Raw genomic sequence first — 17,767 nt, 5'->3', positions numbered from 1 at the left:
CTAATCCTCGGCAGGCTCGGGGCGGAGCCAAAGACAGGCATGGGAGGGGTTATGCCGAGACAGAAACTGATCGCCGGCAACTGGAAAATGAACGGTCTGGCGGCCGATCTGGAATTTCTCGACGCAATCGGACCGGCCGCGGCGGCAGCGGATGCCGAGGTCCTGATCTGCCCGCCGGCGACGCTGCTGGCGGAAGCCGCGCGCCGGGCAGGGGCTCACGGGATCATGGTGGGCGGGCAGGACTGCCATGCTGCCGTGTCGGGCGCCCATACCGGTGACATTTCCGCCGCCATGCTGCGCGATGCCGGCGCCAGCCATGTGATTGTCGGTCACTCCGAGCGCCGTTGCGATCACGGCGAAAACGACGGCATTGTTCGCGACAAGGCCGTCGCAGCGCTCGAGGCCGGTCTGGTCCCCGTCATCTGCGTCGGCGAAACGCAACAAGAGCGTGAAGCCGGCCGGCAAGAAGCCGTGATCGCGGCACAACTCGCCGGATCCCTGCCGGAAAACCGCGGGCAGCGGGAATTGGTCATAGCTTATGAGCCGGTCTGGGCGATCGGCACCGGGCTGACGGCTGAGCCGGAGGATGTCCAGGCCATGCACGCCTTCATCCGCAGCCGGCTGCCCGACCCTGCCAGCACACGGATTTTGTACGGCGGATCGGTGAAGCCGGACAATGCTTCGACGCTGCTCGGATTGCCGGATGTCGATGGCGCCCTGGTGGGCGGTGCATCGCTGAAAGCCGATGATTTCATACCGATTATCCAGGCCGGCTGTCGCGAATCACAACTATTCCGGTAAGCGGATCGAAACTTCTTTCTGCGCAGTGTTCCGGTTCGACGATACCTGTCCGCCGAACCGGGAGCTTCTCAGCGCATGGCCGAAACCGACTACGCCCGAGCGTCCGTCCTGCTTTTCGACCCGGTTCACGTGAACCAGCGGACGACGCGCTATGCCCTGTTCGAAATCGGCTTCCGGCAGATCGAGTGTGTCTCCTCGCTTCGGGAGTTCAAGTCGACACTGGCGGAGACGGCGCCCGCGCTCGTGGTGGCCGAAACCAGCGCGACCGATACGGATATCTTCAATCTCGTGCGGGCGGTGCGCCGCGGCGATCTGGGCAATAACCCGTTCTCCGTGATGCTGCTGACCACCTGGAGCCGCGACACCTCCCATATCCGCAAGGCCATCGAGTGCGGCGCCGACGACGTGATCGTGCGGCCGTTCTCCACCATGTTTGCGGAAGAGCGGGTCAAGACGCTGATCAAGAACCGCAAGGAATTCATCGTCACCAGCGACTATATCGGTCCTGACCGCCGCAAGGATACCGAGCGTTCGTCGGATGCACCGCCGCTGAAAGTGCCGAACTTCCTGCAGGCAACGGTCGAGAATGACTACGAGGCGCTGAACAATGCCAATCAGTGGATACGCGAAGCGCGCGAGACCGTGACGGCCGAGCGCCTGCGCCGTCTGGCGATGCGGATCGTGATCACGGTCGAGCTGCAGATGTCCAAGGCGAGTGGTGGCGACAATCCGCCGGTCCGCCTCGATGTGGCGGATCTCGGCCGCTCTGCGCGCGAACTGAAAGCCCAGCTGATCAAGGCCAATCGCCGCGAGGCCGCCGAGGTCGCCGAGGCCCTGATCGACCAGATCCGCGCCATGGGTGACGGCTCCAGCGTGCCGGCGAGTTCACTGCGCCTGATCAAGGAATTGTCGATGGGCGCCTATGCCGCCTTTGCCAATGGCGAGACGCTGGAACGTTCCAAGGACGAGATCGGCCGTACCGTCACCAATCTGCGCAAACGGCTGCAGGCCAAGGCCGATCTGGCCCAGCGCCGGGCCGAGCTGGCCGCCGAGCAGGCGGCGGCATCCGGCGAGGGTGGGGACGCAACCGCAGACGGTGCTGGCCAAGACCAGAGCGCTGGTATAAAACGCGCCGCGATGTAGCCGGGCTTGGGTTCGCCGATGTGCGGACCCATATGTATTCCGGGCGATATGCATTTGTGTGTCGAGCACATGTGTGTGGAGCCAGACCGGCAGGTTCCGAAACGACGGCGGTATTCATGACAACAGTCCTCCTGATCATCCAGCTCCTGGTTGCGGCCGGTCTTGTGGGCGTGATCCTGATGCAGCGTTCCGAAGGCGGAGCCCTCGGGATCGGCGGCGGCGGCGGTGGCATGATGTCCAGCCGCGGTGCCGCCAATGTGCTGACGCGCACGACAATGCTGCTCGGCGCGGTGTTCATCGCCAATTCCATCCTGCTGGCCGTTGTTGCCAGTGTCGATGCGGATGGCCGCAGCGTGTTCGACCGCACGGTCGAGGAGAACCCGGCGATCGGCGTTCTCGACGAGGAAGAAGAGCCGGGCACGGGTGTTCCCACCGACGGCTAGAGCCCGGCTTCCACGCTTTTCACATCAAATCTTGCAGTCGCGTCTTTCGGGGCGTCCGAATCTCGGATAATCAGACGGCCCATGCCGCGATATATTTTCATCACCGGCGGCGTGGTCTCCTCTCTTGGAAAAGGCCTCGCTTCAGCCGCTATCGGAGCGTTGCTCCAGGCGCGTGGATACAAGGTCCGCCTGCGCAAGCTCGATCCCTATCTGAATGTCGACCCGGGCACGATGTCGCCCTACCAGCACGGCGAATGCTACGTCACCGATGACGGGGCAGAGACCGATCTGGATCTGGGCCATTACGAGCGCTTCACCGGCGTTCCGGCGAGCCAGGCCGACAATATCACCACGGGCCGGATCTATTCCCGCATCATCGAGCGCGAGCGCCGCGGCGACTATCTCGGCGCGACGGTGCAGGTGATCCCGCATGTCACCGACCAGATCAAGCAATTCGTCCTCTCCGACGCGGGCGATGTCGATTTCGTGCTGTGCGAGATCGGCGGCACGGTGGGCGATATCGAGGGCCTGCCCTTCTTCGAGGCGATCCGCCAGCTCGGCCAGGAGCTGGGCGAGGGCAATGCGGTCTTCCTGCACGTCACCCTGCTGCCCTTCATCAAGGTGGCCGGCGAGATGAAGACCAAGCCGACCCAGCACTCGGTGAAGGAGTTGCGCTCGATCGGTATCCAGCCGGACATCCTCCTGTGCCGCTGCGAGATCCCGATCCCGCCGGGCGACAAGCGCAAGATCGCGCTGTTCTGCAATGTGCGCGAAAGCGCCGTGATCGAGGGGCGCGACGCCGCCTCGCTCTACGATGTGCCGATGGAATATCACCGCCAGGGGCTGGATACGGAAATCCTGCACTGTTTCGGCATTGAAGACGCGCCGGACCCCGACCTGTCGCGCTGGCAGCAGATCTCCGACACGATCCACAATCCCGACGGCGAAGTCACGATCGGTGTGGTGGGCAAGTATGTCGGCCTGCTGGACGCCTACAAATCCCTGATCGAGGCCCTCAATCATGGCGGTATCGCCAATGGCGTGAAGGTCCGCCTCAAATGGCTCGACTCGGAGCAGTTCGAGAAGGACGACCCGTTCGAACCCCTGGAAGACGTGCACGGCGTGCTCGTGCCGGGCGGCTTCGGCGAACGGGGCGTGGAAGGCAAGATCGCAGCGGCGAAGTTCGCCCGTGAGCGCAAGGTGCCGTTTTTCGGCATCTGCTACGGCATGCAGATGGCGGTGCTGGAAGCAGCGCGCAATCTGGCCGGCGTGCCCGATGCGGTTTCCTCGGAATTCTCCAGTGAAGGCGAGCCGGTTGTCGGTCTGCTCACCGAGTGGACACGCGGCAACGAAATCGAGACCCGCTCGGCCGCGGGCGATCTGGGCGGCACGATGCGTCTGGGGGCCTATCCGGCTGTTCTCAAGGAAGGCAGCCGCGTCCGCGAGATCTATGGCGCTGCCCATATCGAGGAACGCCACCGGCACCGCTATGAGGTGAATGTGGCCTGGAAGGAAAAACTGGAAGCCTGCGGGCTGACCTTTTCCGGCCTGTCACCGGACGGCATCCTGCCCGAGATCGTCGAGATTGAGGACCATCCCTGGTTTGTCGGCGTGCAATTCCACCCGGAATTGAAGTCACGCCCCTTCGAGCCGCACCCGCTGTTCGCCAGCTTCATCGCCGCGGCGCTGCACCAGAGCCGGATGGTTTAGGTTCGTGCTTCATCCTTCCCCGTCCGGGGGAAGGATGACACAACGTCTCCTCAGCAATATTGCGGAGACATTCATGTCCGATCTCGTCCTGACGACCTATGACTGGGTGCCGGAAACGCCGCGCGGGCATGTGCGCGACCTGCGTATCCGCTGGGCGCTGGAGGAGGCGGGACTGGCCTATCGGGTCGAGAGCACGCCGTTCCATGACCGGGGCGCGGCGCACTATGCCAACCAGCCCTTTGGCCAGGTGCCCTGGCTGACCGATGGCGGCACGCCGGTTTTCGAAAGCGGGGCGATTCTGCTCTATCTGGCCGAGCGCAGCGAGACGCTGATGCCAGCGGACCCGGACGGGCGGACCGAGACGATCGAATGGCTGATCGCCGGGCTCAACTCGATCGAGATGGCCAGCGTGCCCTGGTCGATCTTCAAATTCATGGGCGATACCGAAGAGACGCCGGGCCGCCAGGCGCTCGATGCGTGGGTCGCATCCCGGATGGAGCATCTCGAGCGCGTTCTGAAGGGCCGGGAGTGGCTGGCCGCCGGGCGATTCACCATCGCCGACATCCTGATGGTGGACGCGCTGCGCCTGGTCGACCGGTTCGGCGCCCTGGTCGAGCATCCGGCCTGCCGGGCCTATATCGCCCGCGCGACGGCCCGGCCGGCCTTCATCAAGGCCCATGCCGACCAGCTGGCCCATTTCGCGAAAGCGGATTGACGGTGCGCTAGACTGCCGCCGCCAGCTCCCCGATGACCTCTACAGCGGTCATCACATCCTCCCGCGTGCAGTCGAATTGGCCGACCTGGAAGCGGATGACGTATTGGCCCTGATGCCGCGTCTGGGTGAGATAGGTGCGGCCGTCGGCGTTTATGCGCTCCAGCAGCGCGGCTGTGGCGGCGTCTGCGTCCTCCCCGGCCGGCTCGAAGCGGAAGGTGAACAGGCTGAACCGGCCGTCCGTGACGATGCGGAAACCGGGCAGGGCGGCGATGGCCGCCTCGGCCTCGCGGGACCAGGCGATGTGGTTGCGGATGCGTTCCCGCAGGCCCTCCAGCCCGTAGGCGCGGATCAGGAACCAGAGCTTCAGCGCCCGGAAGCGCCGCCCCAGCGGTACGGTCCATTCGGAGTAATTCACGACCTCGTCAAAGCCCGGCGTCTCCAGATAATCGGGCCGCAGGGTGAGGGATCTGAGCTGTTCGGCCGGATTTTTCAGAAACTGGATCGAACAGTCGAATTGCGCGCCGAGCCATTTGTGCGGATTGAAGACGATGGAATCGGCAAGCTCCGCGCCGGACCAGGCCTTCCTTAACTCCTTGCAAACCATGGCAGAACCGGCCCAGGCTGCATCGATATGCGTGTATAAACCCTCTTTTTCTGCCACGGACACGATTTCCGCCACGGGGTCGCAGGCGCCGATTGAAGTGCCGCCAACACAGATCACGATACCCGCAGGCCGGTGTCCGGCGGCCCGGTCGGCGGCGATGGCGGCGCGCAGGGCGTCCGGATCCATGCCGTGATCCGCACGGGTCGGGATTTTCACCAGATTGTCCTGACCGATGCCGGCGACCCAGCACGCCTTGTCGACCGAGGAATGCGTCTGGGCCGAGGCATAGATGCGCGGTGCGGCCTCGCCGGCCAGACCGGAACGGATGCCGCGCCAGTCGAGTGCGCGTTCGCGCATGGTCATGATCGCCGAGAGCGTGGCCGAGGAGGCGCTGTCCTGGATCACGCCGCGCCAGCCCTCGGGCAAGCCGACGGCCTGGCGCATCCAGTCGATCATGCGCGTTTCCATCTCGGTCGCCGCAGGCGAGGTCTGCCAGAGCATGCATTGCGCCGCCATCGTGTTTGCAAGCTGCTCGGCGAGCATCGAGGCGGGGGCGGCATTGGCCGGGAAATAGGCGAAGAAGCGCGGATGCTGCCAGTGGGTCATCGCGCCCGGCACGATGCGCTCGAAATCGGCGAAGATGCGCGCCATCGGCTCGGCGCCCTCGGGCGGCGAGACGGGCAGGGCGGCGATCACATCGCCCGGCGCCGTACGCGGCCGGACCGGGCGGTCCCGCAAGGAGCGAAGATAGTCGGCCGACCAGTCGGCAATACGTTTCGACCAGGTCGTGAATTCCGCCAGATCCATTGTGTCACACTCCATGCGGCCCCGCCCGGCAATTTCAGGCAGCCGGGATGCATCCAAAAGCCTTCCCGCGTGCATCTCGTACACATCCCGGTATCATGTCGATGCTTCATGACGCCGGGGGGCGAAACGGGAGTAACGGGATATGACGAGATACATTCTTGCAGCCCTGGGCGGCGCCGCAGTGCTGGCCGGCTCCGGCTGGGCACAGGACAGCCGGGATATCGAGGTGGGTGCGTTCGACCGGGTCGAGGCCCGGGGCGGCTTGCGTCTCGAGATCGTGCGCGGTGACAATCCGGGCGTGCGACTGGAAGGCAATGGCAGCGATTTCGACGATATCGAGGTCGCGGTGCAGGGCGACGAGCTGCGGATCCGCCAGGATACCGGCTGGTTTATGCGCAATCGCCAGCTCGACGTTGTCGTGCACGTCACGATGCGCGATTTCGAATCACTGGATTTCAGCCGTGGCATTTCGGCCCGCGTGACGGATATCCAGGCCGGGCATCTCGATGTCGACATCAATACCGGCGCCGCCGCGCGCCTGTCCGGCACGTGCGAGACGCTTGTCATCGGCCTGTCGACCGGCGTGTCGCTGAATGCACGGGATCTGGTGTGCGAAGACGTGGAACTGGAAGCGTCCACGGGCGCCGATGCCAGCGTCCATGCGACATCGCGGATCGAGGCCCGGGCCTCCATGGGCGCGGATATCGATGTCTACGGCTCGCCGGGCCAGCGCGATGTCAGCGCGTCGATGGGCGGCGACATCTCCTTCCGGAACTGATCCGGCGCTTCGGCAGGCCGCCGGGCCTGCCGATAACGGAAGCCCGTGCTTGCGCCGTGTGCATTGAACCTGTATACGGCGCGGCTCGAACGGATGGCGTGGGCCGTCCGGAGCATGATTCAAAGAATTGCGGAGAGCCCGATGGCCGTCCCTAAGAGAAAAACCACGCCGAGCAAGCGCGGCATGCGCCGGGCCCACGACAAGCTGGCCAGCCCGGTCTACATCGAAGACAAGGACAGCGGTGAACTGCGCCGTCCGCACCATGTCGACCTGAAGTCGGGCATGTATCGCGGCCGCCAGATCCTGGAACCGAAGGACGACTGATCCGTCCTGACGGTATTGCCGTTTCCAAAGCGCGCCTGGTGAAAACCGGGCGCGTTTTCGTTGGGGATGCCGGTACTGCGCGCCTGCAGGTCCGGCGAGAAGGGGGCCGCCCATGGCCAGTGATATCGAGATTGCCCGCGCCGCCACGCTCAAGCCGCTGCCGGAGATCGCCGCGGCGCTGGATATCCCGGCCGATGCGCTGGAACCCTATGGCAAGACCAAGGCGAAACTGTCCGGCGACTATATCGCCACCCTGAAGGACCGTCCGCGCGGCAAGCTGATCCTGGTCACCGCGATCAGCCCGACACCGGCCGGCGAGGGCAAGACCACCACGACAGTGGGGCTGGGCGACGGTCTGGCGCGGATCGGCCGCAAGGTCGCGATCTGCCTGCGTGAACCCTCCCTGGGGCCCTGCTTCGGCATGAAGGGCGGCGCCGCTGGCGGCGGCCGCGCCCAGGCCGTGCCGATGGATGATATCAATCTCCACTTCACCGGCGATTTTCACGCCATCACGGCCGCCCACAACCTGCTTGCCGCGATGCTCGACAATCACATCCACTGGGGAAACGAGCTGCGCATCGATACGCGCCGCATTGCCCTGCGCCGGGTGCTGGACGTCAATGACCGCGCCCTGCGCGCGGTCGTGACCGGGCTGGGCGGGCCGGCCAACGGCACGCCGCGCGAGGCCGGGTTCGACATCACGGTCGCTTCCGAGGTGATGGCCATCCTGTGCCTGGCCAGCGATCTGGAAGATCTGCAGCGGCGTCTGGGCAATATCGTGGTCGGCGAGCGGGTCGACCGCTCCCTGGTCACCGCCCGCGAACTGGGCGCCGACGGGGCGATGACCGTGCTGCTCAAGGATGCCTTCCAGCCCAATCTCGTGCAGACGCTGGAACACACGCCGACCTTCATCCATGGCGGACCCTTCGCCAATATCGCCCATGGCTGCAACTCGCTGGTCGCCACCGATACGGCCCTGCGCCTGGCCGACTATGTCGTGACGGAAGCCGGGTTCGGGGCCGATCTGGGTGCCGAGAAATTCTTCGACATCAAGTGTCGCAAGGGCGGTCTGTCCCCCTCGGCGGCCGTTCTGGTCGCAACCGTGCGGGCGCTGAAGATGAATGGCGGCGTCGAGAAGGGCGATCTGGGCGTGGAGAATGTCGCGGCCGTCGAGCGCGGCTGCGCCAATCTCGGCCGGCATATCGACAATCTGAAGCAATTCGGTGTGCCGCTGGTCGTCGCGATCAATCATTTCACCGCCGACACCGAGGCCGAACTGGCTGCTGTGAAGGCCTTCTGCGCCGAGCGCGGCGTCGAGGCCGTCCTGGCGACGCACTGGGCCGATGGCGGAGCCGGCACGGAAGCGCTGGCGCGCAGCGTTGCTGCGCTCGCTGACAGCGGTGAGGCCGACTTTGCGCCGCTCTACGATGACGATCTCACCCTGGTGGAGAAGATCGAGACCGTGGCGCGCAAGATCTACCGCGCCGGCGAGGTCGATATCGACAAGGCCGCGCGGGCGCAGCTGGAGCGCTGGCAGGAGGCCGGCCACGACCGTCTGCCGGTGTGCATGGCCAAGACCCAGTACTCCTTCTCCTCGGATCCGGATCAGCTGGGCGCGCCGGAAGGTCATGTGCTCAAGGTGCGCGAGGTGCGACTGTCGGCCGGGGCCGGTTTCGTCGTGGCGATCTGCGGCAGCATCATGACAATGCCGGGCCTGCCCCGTCATCCGGCGGCACTGGACATCCGGCTCAACGAGGATGGCGAGATCGAAGGCCTGTTCTAGCCCGGATTTTCGTCTTCACAGCACTTGTTCGCGGTAACACGGGGCTTCCCGGCAGCCGCAGGCTTGCGTCGCTGCGCGCCTTGGTTATGAAGCGCGCAACACGCCTTTTGCCGAAGAGAGTCGCCATGACCGCTATTATCGACATTGCCGCCCGTGAAATCCTCGACAGCCGCGGCAATCCGACCGTCGAGGTCGATGTGCTGCTGGAGGACGGTTCGCTGGGCCGTGCCGCCGTGCCGTCCGGTGCCTCCACCGGCGCTCACGAGGCGGTCGAGATGCGCGATGGCGACGAACGCTATGGCGGCAAGGGCGTCCACAAGGCCTGTGCCGCCGTCGAGGGCGAGATCTTCGAGGCGATCGCCGGCATGGATGCCGAGGATCAGCGCCGCATCGATGAAGCCATGATCGAGCTGGACGGCACCGCCAACAAGTCGCGCCTCGGCGCCAATGCCATGCTGGGCGTGTCGCTCGCTGTGGCCAAGGCCGCAGCCGACGTCCAGGGCCAGCCGCTCTTCCGCTATGTCGGCGGCATGAATGCCCGCGTCCTGCCGGCCCCTATGATGAATATCATCAATGGCGGTGCCCACGCCGACAATCCGATCGACTTCCAGGAATTCATGATCATGCCGGTGGGCCTGCCGACCTTCTCCGAAGCCCTGCGCTGCGGCGCCGAGGTGTTCCATGCGCTCAAATCGCGCCTGAAGGCCGACGGGCTGAACACCAATGTCGGCGATGAGGGCGGCTTTGCCCCCAATCTTACCTCCGCCGAACAGGCGCTCGACGTGATCATGGCGGCCATCGAGGCCGCCGGTTACAAGCCGGGCGAGGATGTCGCCCTGGCGCTCGACGTGGCCTCCACCGAATTCTTCAAGGACGGCAAGTATCTGATGGCCGGTGCCGGTGTCACGCACGACTCGGCCGGCTTTGCCCAGTATCTGGAAGAATTGGTCGGCAAATACCCGATCGTCTCCATCGAGGACGGCATGGCCGAGGACGACTGGGACGGCTGGAAACAGCTGACCGAGCGCGTCGGCGAGCGCTGCCAGCTGGTCGGCGACGACCTCTTCGTGACCAATCCGGAACGCCTGGTGCACGGTATCGAGACCGGTGCCGCCAACGCCATCCTGGTGAAGGTCAACCAGATCGGCACGCTGTCGGAAACGCTCGACGCTGTCGATATCGCCCTGCGCTCGGGCTATGGCGCGGTGATGTCGCACCGTTCCGGCGAGACCGAGGATGCGACGATTGCCGACCTGGCTGTCGCCACCAATTGCGGGCAGATCAAGACCGGCTCGCTGGCCCGCTCCGACCGGACCGCCAAGTACAACCAGCTGCTGCGCATCGAGAGCCTGCTGGGCGATACGGCGATCTATGCCGGCGACAGCGGCCTGGCCTGACCTGCTACATTTGTAGGCGTGCCGCGCCGGTTGTTTCTCCGCTAAGCTTCCGGCGGAAGCGGGGGATGCAACGGGTCTATGACGACGCGGGACACATGGTCTGACGGGCTGTCGCCCGATGAAATCCTGGTGCGCGCGGGCCGTATCGGCTGGATGGTCCACGCCGTTGTGGTCGGGCTCGCCGCGCTCGGCCTCAACGCTCTGGACATGCCGCGGATCGCCATCGGCCTGGCAACGACCGGCATCCCGCTCAGCCTTGTCATCGCGGCGATCATGTTCCGCGGCTTCAATCTGCGCGCCTATTTCGTCCTGACCGGTCTGGCCGGCGTGATGTGGGGCGCGCTGGCGCTGGCTGTCGCACCGTCAGGCCTGGGCGAGGCAACACTCTTCGTCACCCTGGTGATCGGTGGTACGGCCGCAGCGGCGATCGCCATCCAGTTTCCGCGGCCCTGGCTGGTGGCGACGTCGCTGGCACCGGCGCTGAGCGGCCTTACGATTGCGCACCTTCTGCCGGGCACACCCCTCGGCCTTTCCATTGCGCCCATGGTGCTGATCTACGGTCTGCTCCTGGCGCTTCTGGCGCGCTATATGCGCGAGATCTTCAACGCCAATCTGCGGCTGACGGCGCAATTGTCCGACCAGGTCGATGCGCTGGGCCGGGCGGTGGAGGAACGCGACCGTGCCATGGCGGTCAAACAACGCCTCCTGCGGCACACCGGACACGACATGCGCCAGGCGCTGCATGCGGTGAAATTCGTGCTGCACTTCCTGCGCGACCAGCGCCTGTCGGACGAAACCCGCGAACTTGTCACACGAGGCCAGCGCTCGCTCGACGTGCTGGGCGGGTTGTTCCAGTCGATCCAGGATATCAGCCAGATCCAGTCCGAGCGCATCGAAGTGCGATCCGAACCGGTCGTCCTGGGCAGCCTCCTGCGCCGGGCGGCCTCGACCCTGGCCGGCGAGGCCCGCCAGCGCGAGATCGCGCTTCACGTCATTCCCGGCACGGCCCGGGTCGAGACCGATCCGCTGCTTCTCCAGCGCATCGTGCAGAATATCGCGGCCAATGCCGTGAAGTTCGCGGGCAGCCGCGTCGTGATCGGCGTGCGCCGCCGCGCGGGGCGGTTCACCATCGAGATCCTCGATGACGGGCCGGGCATACCCCGTGAGCGCCAGGACGAGATATTCGAGGAGTTTACCCAGCTGCAGCCCGGCACCGGCGAAGCGCCGGGTCTCGGACTGGGCCTTGCCATCGTGCGCGAACTGTCCGGCAAGCTGGGGCTGGAGGTTTCGGTCGACAGCCGTCTGGGGGCGGGAACACGCTTCTCGATCGGCGGCTGGCCCCTGCAGGGCGCGGACCTGCCGGCGAGCGGGCCGGCGGCGATCTGTGCCCTGGTGTATCGCGGTGAGCCCGATCCGGATCTGCGCCGCGCGGCAAGACTGACCGGTGAGTGGGGCTATCGCGTTGTCGAGATCGACAGCGAGGCTCAGGCGTCAATGGCGCCTGAGCCGGACATCGCGCTCGTCGCGTCCGATGTTGGTATCGCCCGGGCGCTGGCCCTGACCGGCGGACGGGCCGGGCGCACCATCGTTCTGGGCGGACCGGTGGTGGCAGACGGTTCCAGGCCGGCCTTGCATCTGGCCGGGGGCTGGCGACCCGCGCAGCTGCGCTCGGCGATGATGTCCTGCCTGCGGGCGCCGGGCTAGGATGGGGCTATGCAGGAGCGGCTGAACATCCTCATTGTCGACGACCACCCGCTGTTCCGCGACGGCATGAAGCGCGTGGCGATCAAGGCTTTTCCGGCGGCCCGCCTCGCCGAAGCCGATCGGGCGGAGGCTTTGTGGGCGCAAACCGATAAGCCGCCGGATGTTCTGCTGCTCGATCTGGTTTTCCCGGGTTTCGAGGCCGAGCGCGATTTCGCGCGTCTGCGGCAGGCCATGCCGCTGACCACGATCATTGTCGTGTCGATGACCGACGATCTGCAGACGGTGAATGCGATGATGGAGGCCGGAGCCAACGGTTTCCTGTCCAAGGCCGTTTCGCCGGCGGATATGGGCCGCGTGCTGGCCGAGATCCAGGCAGGCGGGCAGTGCGTGCTGCTGGAATCGCGCGATGACGATATCCGTCCGACGGAATTGTCGCCGCGCCAGCTCGATGTGCTGCGCGGGCTGGCCCAGGGTGCGACCAACAAGGAGATCGCGCGGGATCTGGGCATTTCGCCCTTCACGGTGCGGGTGCATGTCTCGGCGATCCTGCGCGCTTTCGATGTCGCGACCCGCTCTGCGGCGATCGCGGCGGCTGTGGATGAGGGGCTCGTTTAGCAGGCATCCGCCGTGCAGGTTGTATCGGACATGTGTACGATTTATCTGCGCGGGCCGACGGGAGAGACTTTACACTCAATTCCAGTGCGAAGGTCTATCCAGATGAAAAACACGCAAATCCTTGTGGCTGCCATAGCAGCGGCCTGTCTTGCCGGCACTGCCCAGGCGGACACTCAGGTCTCGTCGGACCAGGGCAGCATGACCTGGGACCAGGCCATGTCACACTGTCGGGGAATGGGCATGCGCCTGCCGACCATCAACGAGCTGATGTGGGCCATGAACCACTTTGAAGGCAGCCGGTTTGCTGCCCAGCGCGGGTATTGGTCATCGGATACCGGCGGGAGTGTCAATTCGGCCCGCTGGGCTTCGACGGGAACATCGCCGCGCTGGAACGGCTATTCCAGCAACAGCCGCAATGCGCGCTATCATGTCGTGTGCATACGCACGAATTAGGGTCTGGAAGGCTATTGTGGCGCTGTACCCCGCCTTGAACGGATCCCCCAACCCGTTCGTCCGGCCAGTGCCGCGATGAGCAGCGAGAAGACCGGTCCGCCGAGGCAGAACAGGGCCCAGGGGGCATAGGCGAGCGTGGGCACGCCCAGCGTGGTGGCCATGAAGAGGGCCGAGACGGTCCAGGGCAGGAGGGGTTCGACCAGCGTCACCGAATCCTCGATCGAGCGTGACAGGTTTTCGCCTGACAGTCCGCGGTCGCGATAGGCCGGGCGGAAGAGCTCGCCGACGATCAGTGCCGTCACGCCGGCATGGGAGGTGATGGCGACGAAGGTCGCACCGGCCGCGAGCGTTGCGGCGACGAGGCTGAAGGTCGAGCGGACCGCACTCAGCAGCGCCTGCATCAGGCGGGCGAGGGCGCCGGAGGTTTCCATCGCACCGGCCAGCACAAAGGCCGTGATGATGAAGATCAGCGTCTGCCCCATCGAGGCCAGGCCGCCGCGATTGAGCAGGCCGGGCAGGGCGGCGGGGAGCGTATCCGGTGCGGTCCCGGTCATCGAGACGTCGAACCCGCCCATCACGACGCGGACCGCGTCGCCGGCGGCCCAGCCCTGGGCGGCAACGCCAAGAACAAGCGCCAGAGCCGAACTGGCCAGGATCACCAGGGCCGGCGGCTGGCGGAAGGCAATGCCGCCGATGGCCAGCGCTACCGGCAGCAGGGCGAACGCATCAAGCCGGAACAGGCCGGCCAGGGCGGCGGAGGTCGCCGCGGCCGTCTCCGGCGTGGCGGCATCGCCACCGCTGCCGAAGAGGCCGGCGAGCGCGTAGACCAGTCCGGCGAGGATGAAGGAGGGTATGGCCGTCCACAGCATGTGCCGGATGTGGCTGAAGACTGGCACATGGGCTGCGATCGCCGCGACATTGGTCGTGTCCGAGAGCGGTGACAGCTTGTCACCGAAATAGGCGCCCGAAACGACAGCGCCCGCAACCGGGGCCAGCGGCAGGCCCATGGCCTCCGCTGTGGCGATAAAGGCGACGCCCAGCGTGCCGGCCGAGCCCCAGGATGTGCCGGTCATGATCGACATCAGCGCCGTGCCGATGAAGGCCGTCAGGACGATATAGCCCGGATCGATAAGGGCGATACCGGTCACCACCATCAATGGAATCGTGCCGGAAAACATCCAGGCGCCCAGCAACACGCCGATAGAGAGCAGGATCAGTATGGCGGGCAGGACGTCGGCGATCTTGGCACCGGCGGCCGTCTGGATCGCCTCCCAGCCAGCGCCGCGGCTGTAGGCGATCAGACCCGCGCACAGCGCGGCCAGCGCCATGGCGACGATCAGGATCTCGCCGCCGAAGCCCGACAGCGCCACACCGCCCGCTATGGCGGTCAGCAGGACGGCGAGGGGTATAAGGGCGAGGACCAGTGGCAGGTCAGTACGTTTGGAAGCTGGGGTCATTGGCCGAGTGCCTGGTCGAGATCGTCAAGCAGCCTGTCCGGGCCTTCCAGCCCGACCGACAGGCGGACAAGGTTGAAGGGGCGGCGCGGATCGCGGCCATCGGCCCGGCCGGCCGGGATGACAAGGCTTTCGACACCGCCCCAGCTGACCGCGCGGCCGAACAGTTTGAGCCGGTCGAGACAGGCGCAGACGCGGTCGAAATCCGGAGCGTCGATCTCGATGGAGAAGAGCCCGGAATGCCCGCGCATCTGGCGTTGGAACAGGTCAGCCGACCCGTCATTGAGTGCTGGATGGAAGACCCGGCGCACGCGCGGATGATCTGCCAGGGCCCGCGCGAGCGTCTCGCCATCGGCCTGGTGCTGTTTCAGCCGGGCGGGCAGGGTCATCAGACCGCGCGTGAGCAGAAAGGCGTCCAGCGGTGCCTGTATGCAGCCCAGCAGCATATAGCCGCGTTCGAAGATGCGCCGGACCAGGTCTTCGGACGCCATCACGGCGCCGCCGATCACGTCGGAATGGCCGCCGATATACTTCGAGCAGGAGTGCAGCACGATGTCGAAACCGAGCGTGATCGGCTTCTGCAACAGGGGCGTGGCGACAGTATTGTCGATGGCTGTGAGGATGTTGCGGCTGTGCGCCAGGCGGGCGATGGCTTCCAGCGGCAGGAGGCCGAACAGCATGGTGCCCGGGCTTTCCACGAAGATCAGCCGGGTTGCCGGCGTCAGCGCGGTCTCGATCGTGTCCAGGGCGGTTTCGCCTTCGGGGAAGACCTGGCTGTGGGTGATTCCGAATCGTTCGAGCTGCGTGGCGAGCTGCAGGGTCGGTCCGTAGATATCGCCGGCGAACAGGATGTGGTCGCCACTGTCCAGCACGGCAAACAGCGTTGCCGCGATGGCCGCCATACCCGATCCGAAGCAGCGGCAGTCGTCGGCGCGTTCCAGGGCAGCGAGGCTGGTCTCCAGAGCGCGCACGCCGGGATTCGTGCCGCGGGAATAGACCGTGCGGCGGCTTTCATGGGCGAGCCCGTCCAGCAGATCGGCGGTGCGCGCATGGCGGAAGAGCGAGGCCTGCACGATCGGCGGCAGTACCGGTTCGGCGCCGGCCTGTGGCTGACCTCCGGCCCGCAGGCAGATCAGTTCATCGTGTGAATCCAGTCCCCTCATGGCCGCGACCATGGCCGATTTCGGCAAGCCGCGCCAGCACTTGCGCGGCACTGGTAGGGGGCGGCCCGCCGCAATCCGACCCAATCTCTTACCCAGTCCTGAATCCGGGATTCACCGTTCCTAAAGCCTGCCCGTGTTGAATCACCGGCAGGATATGAAGCCGGTGCGGGACAACCGGCCAGATACAGGTGGTGGATTTGGACGCGATCAAGCGTTTCGGGACGAGTGCCTTTCTTGCGGTGGCGATTGCCTATTTCGGCTATCACGCGCTCACCGGCGAGCAGGGCGTTCTGAACTGGATTGTCGTCAAGAACGAGATTCGCGCCGCCGAGGCCGAACTCGCCATCGCCGTTGCCGAACGTGAACAGCTGGAAGAGACCGCGGCGCGCCTGCGTTCGGACAGTCTCGACCTCGACTATGTCGAGGAACGCGCCCGTGACATCCTCAATGTCGCCCATCCCCGCGAATTCATCGTCGAGATCGAACCCTCGCCGCAGCGCTAGGGTATTGAGACCCATCCTCTCCCCGCCCGGGGAGAGGTCCGAGCGCAGCTCGGGGTGAGGGGCGGCCGCAAAGCGGACTTCAGGGAATATCCCGCTCCTGCGCGTCAGCTAAATCAGAACGACCAAAATCATCAGTGGCACGGCTTCGCCGTACGCCCCTCATCCGGGCTTCGCCCACCTTCTCCCCGGTCGGGGAGAGGGACCGTTCCCCGCCTCCAACGCGCCTGCAGCATGCCCTTTTTTGGCCATGGAGCTTGCCGTCGGCGTCATCCATCTGATATGCGGCAGTGACCGTCAGATGGGAGCGCGAAGCTTTATTTCGCGTGCGAAGAAATGGCTGCCAAGCGTACGACCAAGACCACCGCATCGAAATCCTCGGCCAAGTCCGCCGGAAAAGACGAGCTTCTCCAGTACTATCGCGACATGCTGCTGATGCGGCGTTTCGAGGAGAAGGCCGGCCAGCTTTACGGCATGGGTCTCATTGCGGGCTTCTGTCACCTCTATATCGGCCAGGAAGCGGTCGTCACCGGGATCCAGGCGGCGCTGGAAGAGGGCGACCAGGTGATCACGGGCTATCGCGATCACGCCCACATGCTGGCCTGCGGCATGGATCCGAACGGCGTCATGGCCGAGCTGACCGGCCGAGAGGGCGGGTATTCGCGTGGCAAGGGCGGCTCGATGCACATGTTCTCCCGCGAGAAGCAATTCTATGGCGGCCACGGCATTGTCGGCGCCCAGGTCTCGCTCGGCACCGGCCTGGCCTTTGCCGACCGCTACAAGGAAAACAAGAAGGTCGCCGTGACCTATTTCGGCGACGGTGCGGCCAATCAGGGCCAGGTCTATGAGAGCTTCAACATGGCCAAGCTCTGGGACCTTCCGGTCATCTATGTGATCGAGAACAACCAGTACGCCATGGGCACCGCGGTCAAGCGCGCTTCGTCGGAAACCGCGCTGCACAAGCGCGGCCTCTCCTTCGGCATTCCCGGAGAGGAAGTCGACGGCATGGATGTCGAGGCGGTGAAGGCGGCGGCAGCCAAGGCGGTCAAGCATGCCCGCGACGGCAATGGCCCCTATATTCTGGAAATGAAGACCTACCGCTATCGCGGCCACTCGATGTCCGACCCGGCGAAATACCGCACGCGCGAGGAAGTCGACGACATCCGCTCGCACCACGACCCGATCGACCTCGTGAAAAAGCGTCTCATCGAAGGCAAGCATGCCACCGAGGAGGAGCTGAAGGAGATCGACAAGGAGGTGAAGAAGATCGTCAACGACGCTGCCCAGTTCGCCAAGGACAGCCCCGAGCCGGATCCGTCCGAGCTCTACACGGATGTGCTGGTGGAGGTGTAGGTTTGGCCTTGTCGGCCCAT

General features: G+C 65.4%; 17 protein-coding genes. 14 read left to right on the top strand and 3 right to left on the bottom strand.

Annotated features, from left to right (window positions below):
* Positions 1 to 51 precede the first annotated feature (51 nt).
* From tpiA to PKE71_RS09370, 5 genes are all read left to right on the top strand, one after another.
* Positions 52 to 801 (top strand): triose-phosphate isomerase, encoded by a 750-nt coding sequence (gene tpiA, locus PKE71_RS09390; RefSeq protein WP_271186707.1) that lies wholly within the window; start codon positions 52 to 54, stop codon positions 799 to 801.
* 75 nt (positions 802 to 876) lie between these two features.
* Complete coding sequence (locus tag PKE71_RS09385; RefSeq protein ID WP_271186706.1) at positions 877 to 1,944, top strand: response regulator; 1,068 nt, start codon at positions 877 to 879, stop codon at positions 1,942 to 1,944.
* A gap of 116 nt (positions 1,945 to 2,060) precedes the next feature.
* Positions 2,061 to 2,387 (top strand): preprotein translocase subunit SecG, encoded by a 327-nt coding sequence (gene secG, locus PKE71_RS09380; protein ID WP_271186705.1) that lies wholly within the window; start codon positions 2,061 to 2,063, stop codon positions 2,385 to 2,387.
* A gap of 81 nt (positions 2,388 to 2,468) precedes the next feature.
* On the top strand, positions 2,469 to 4,097 hold the full coding sequence (locus PKE71_RS09375) for a CTP synthase (RefSeq protein ID WP_271186704.1): 1,629 nt from the start codon (positions 2,469 to 2,471) through the stop codon (positions 4,095 to 4,097).
* A gap of 73 nt (positions 4,098 to 4,170) precedes the next feature.
* A complete protein-coding gene (locus PKE71_RS09370; RefSeq protein WP_271186703.1) occupies positions 4,171 to 4,812 on the top strand; it encodes a glutathione S-transferase family protein in 642 nt (213 codons plus the stop codon).
* Positions 4,813 to 4,819: 7 nt separating this feature from the next.
* On the opposite strand, the gene PKE71_RS09365 is transcribed toward PKE71_RS09370, so the two are convergent.
* The gene (locus PKE71_RS09365) at positions 4,820 to 6,223 is read right to left on the bottom strand and encodes a pyridoxal phosphate-dependent decarboxylase family protein (protein WP_373878808.1); all 1,404 of its coding nucleotides are present in this window, start codon (positions 6,221 to 6,223) and stop codon (positions 4,820 to 4,822) included.
* 142 nt (positions 6,224 to 6,365) lie between these two features.
* On the opposite strand from PKE71_RS09365, the gene PKE71_RS09360 reads away from it, so the two are divergent.
* The 7 genes from PKE71_RS09360 to PKE71_RS09330 all read left to right on the top strand — a co-directional run bounded on the left by PKE71_RS09360 (position 6,366) and on the right by PKE71_RS09330 (position 13,277).
* Entirely contained in the window at positions 6,366 to 7,001 is a 636-nt protein-coding gene (locus PKE71_RS09360) for a head GIN domain-containing protein (protein WP_271186701.1), read from the top strand.
* A gap of 141 nt (positions 7,002 to 7,142) precedes the next feature.
* Complete coding sequence (rpmF, locus tag PKE71_RS09355; protein ID WP_271186700.1) at positions 7,143 to 7,325, top strand: 50S ribosomal protein L32; 183 nt, start codon at positions 7,143 to 7,145, stop codon at positions 7,323 to 7,325.
* A 112-nt stretch (positions 7,326 to 7,437) separates the two neighbouring features.
* Positions 7,438 to 9,108: a formate--tetrahydrofolate ligase gene (locus tag PKE71_RS09350; RefSeq protein ID WP_271186699.1), complete on the top strand. Its 1,671-nt coding sequence runs from the start codon at positions 7,438 to 7,440 to the stop codon at positions 9,106 to 9,108.
* A gap of 125 nt (positions 9,109 to 9,233) precedes the next feature.
* Entirely contained in the window at positions 9,234 to 10,505 is a 1,272-nt protein-coding gene (eno, locus tag PKE71_RS09345) for a phosphopyruvate hydratase (RefSeq protein WP_271186698.1), read from the top strand.
* Between the two features lie 78 nt (positions 10,506 to 10,583).
* Entirely contained in the window at positions 10,584 to 12,209 is a 1,626-nt protein-coding gene (locus PKE71_RS09340; RefSeq protein ID WP_271186697.1) for a sensor histidine kinase, read from the top strand.
* Positions 12,210 to 12,218: 9 nt separating this feature from the next.
* Positions 12,219 to 12,824, top strand: coding sequence for a response regulator (locus PKE71_RS09335; RefSeq protein WP_271186696.1), 606 nt, complete (start codon positions 12,219 to 12,221; stop codon positions 12,822 to 12,824).
* Between the two features lie 102 nt (positions 12,825 to 12,926).
* Positions 12,927 to 13,277, top strand: a complete 351-nt coding sequence (locus PKE71_RS09330; protein WP_271186695.1) for a hypothetical protein — start codon at positions 12,927 to 12,929, stop codon at positions 13,275 to 13,277.
* A gap of 11 nt (positions 13,278 to 13,288) precedes the next feature.
* Here PKE71_RS09330 and PKE71_RS09325 read toward each other — a convergent pair whose 3' ends face one another.
* Both PKE71_RS09325 and PKE71_RS09320 read right to left on the bottom strand, forming a co-directional pair.
* On the bottom strand, positions 13,289 to 14,734 hold the full coding sequence (locus tag PKE71_RS09325; RefSeq protein WP_271186694.1) for a Na+/H+ antiporter NhaC family protein: 1,446 nt from the start codon (positions 14,732 to 14,734) through the stop codon (positions 13,289 to 13,291).
* Positions 14,731 to 15,894, bottom strand: coding sequence for a trans-sulfuration enzyme family protein (locus PKE71_RS09320; protein ID WP_271186693.1), 1,164 nt, complete (start codon positions 15,892 to 15,894; stop codon positions 14,731 to 14,733). Before PKE71_RS09320 ends, PKE71_RS09325 begins: the two co-directional genes overlap by 4 nt.
* 197 nt (positions 15,895 to 16,091) lie before the next feature.
* Between PKE71_RS09320 and PKE71_RS09315 the strand changes: the two genes are divergently transcribed.
* Positions 16,092 to 16,397, top strand: a complete 306-nt coding sequence (locus tag PKE71_RS09315) for an FtsB family cell division protein (protein WP_271186692.1) — start codon at positions 16,092 to 16,094, stop codon at positions 16,395 to 16,397.
* Positions 16,398 to 16,730: 333 nt separating this feature from the next.
* On the top strand, positions 16,731 to 17,747 hold the full coding sequence (gene pdhA / locus PKE71_RS09310; RefSeq protein ID WP_271186691.1) for a pyruvate dehydrogenase (acetyl-transferring) E1 component subunit alpha: 1,017 nt from the start codon (positions 16,731 to 16,733) through the stop codon (positions 17,745 to 17,747).
* The last annotated feature ends 20 nt before the right edge of the window (positions 17,748 to 17,767 follow it).

Source organism: Maricaulis virginensis, assembly GCF_027922185.1.
In the GTDB taxonomy this organism is placed as follows: domain Bacteria; phylum Pseudomonadota; class Alphaproteobacteria; order Caulobacterales; family Maricaulaceae; genus Maricaulis; species Maricaulis virginensis.
Note: the sequence above shows the minus strand (reverse complement) of the source record. Positions and strands in the feature narration are given on the sequence as shown.

Bases quoted from the DNA above. Each gene is read 5' to 3' on its own strand.
- PKE71_RS09325 (WP_271186694.1), bottom strand. From the start codon at position 14,734: ATGACCCCAGCTTCCAAACGTACTGACCTGCCACTGGTCCTCGCCCTT.
- PKE71_RS09320 (WP_271186693.1), bottom strand. From the start codon at position 15,894: ATGAGGGGACTGGATTCACACGATGAACTGATCTGCCTGCGGGCCGGA.
- rpmF (WP_271186700.1), top strand. From the start codon at position 7,143: ATGGCCGTCCCTAAGAGAAAAACCACGCCGAGCAAGCGCGGCATGCGC.
- eno (WP_271186698.1), top strand. From the start codon at position 9,234: ATGACCGCTATTATCGACATTGCCGCCCGTGAAATCCTCGACAGCCGC.
- PKE71_RS09375 (WP_271186704.1), top strand. From the start codon at position 2,469: ATGCCGCGATATATTTTCATCACCGGCGGCGTGGTCTCCTCTCTTGGA.
- PKE71_RS09335 (WP_271186696.1), top strand. From the start codon at position 12,219: ATGCAGGAGCGGCTGAACATCCTCATTGTCGACGACCACCCGCTGTTC.
- PKE71_RS09340 (WP_271186697.1), top strand. From the start codon at position 10,584: ATGACGACGCGGGACACATGGTCTGACGGGCTGTCGCCCGATGAAATC.
- PKE71_RS09350 (WP_271186699.1), top strand. From the start codon at position 7,438: ATGGCCAGTGATATCGAGATTGCCCGCGCCGCCACGCTCAAGCCGCTG.
- secG (WP_271186705.1), top strand. From the start codon at position 2,061: ATGACAACAGTCCTCCTGATCATCCAGCTCCTGGTTGCGGCCGGTCTT.
- PKE71_RS09330 (WP_271186695.1), top strand. From the start codon at position 12,927: ATGAAAAACACGCAAATCCTTGTGGCTGCCATAGCAGCGGCCTGTCTT.
- PKE71_RS09370 (WP_271186703.1), top strand. From the start codon at position 4,171: ATGTCCGATCTCGTCCTGACGACCTATGACTGGGTGCCGGAAACGCCG.
- PKE71_RS09360 (WP_271186701.1), top strand. From the start codon at position 6,366: ATGACGAGATACATTCTTGCAGCCCTGGGCGGCGCCGCAGTGCTGGCC.
- PKE71_RS09365 (WP_373878808.1), bottom strand. From the start codon at position 6,223: ATGGATCTGGCGGAATTCACGACCTGGTCGAAACGTATTGCCGACTGG.
- PKE71_RS09385 (WP_271186706.1), top strand. From the start codon at position 877: ATGGCCGAAACCGACTACGCCCGAGCGTCCGTCCTGCTTTTCGACCCG.
- pdhA (WP_271186691.1), top strand. From the start codon at position 16,731: ATGGCTGCCAAGCGTACGACCAAGACCACCGCATCGAAATCCTCGGCC.
- tpiA (WP_271186707.1), top strand. From the start codon at position 52: ATGCCGAGACAGAAACTGATCGCCGGCAACTGGAAAATGAACGGTCTG.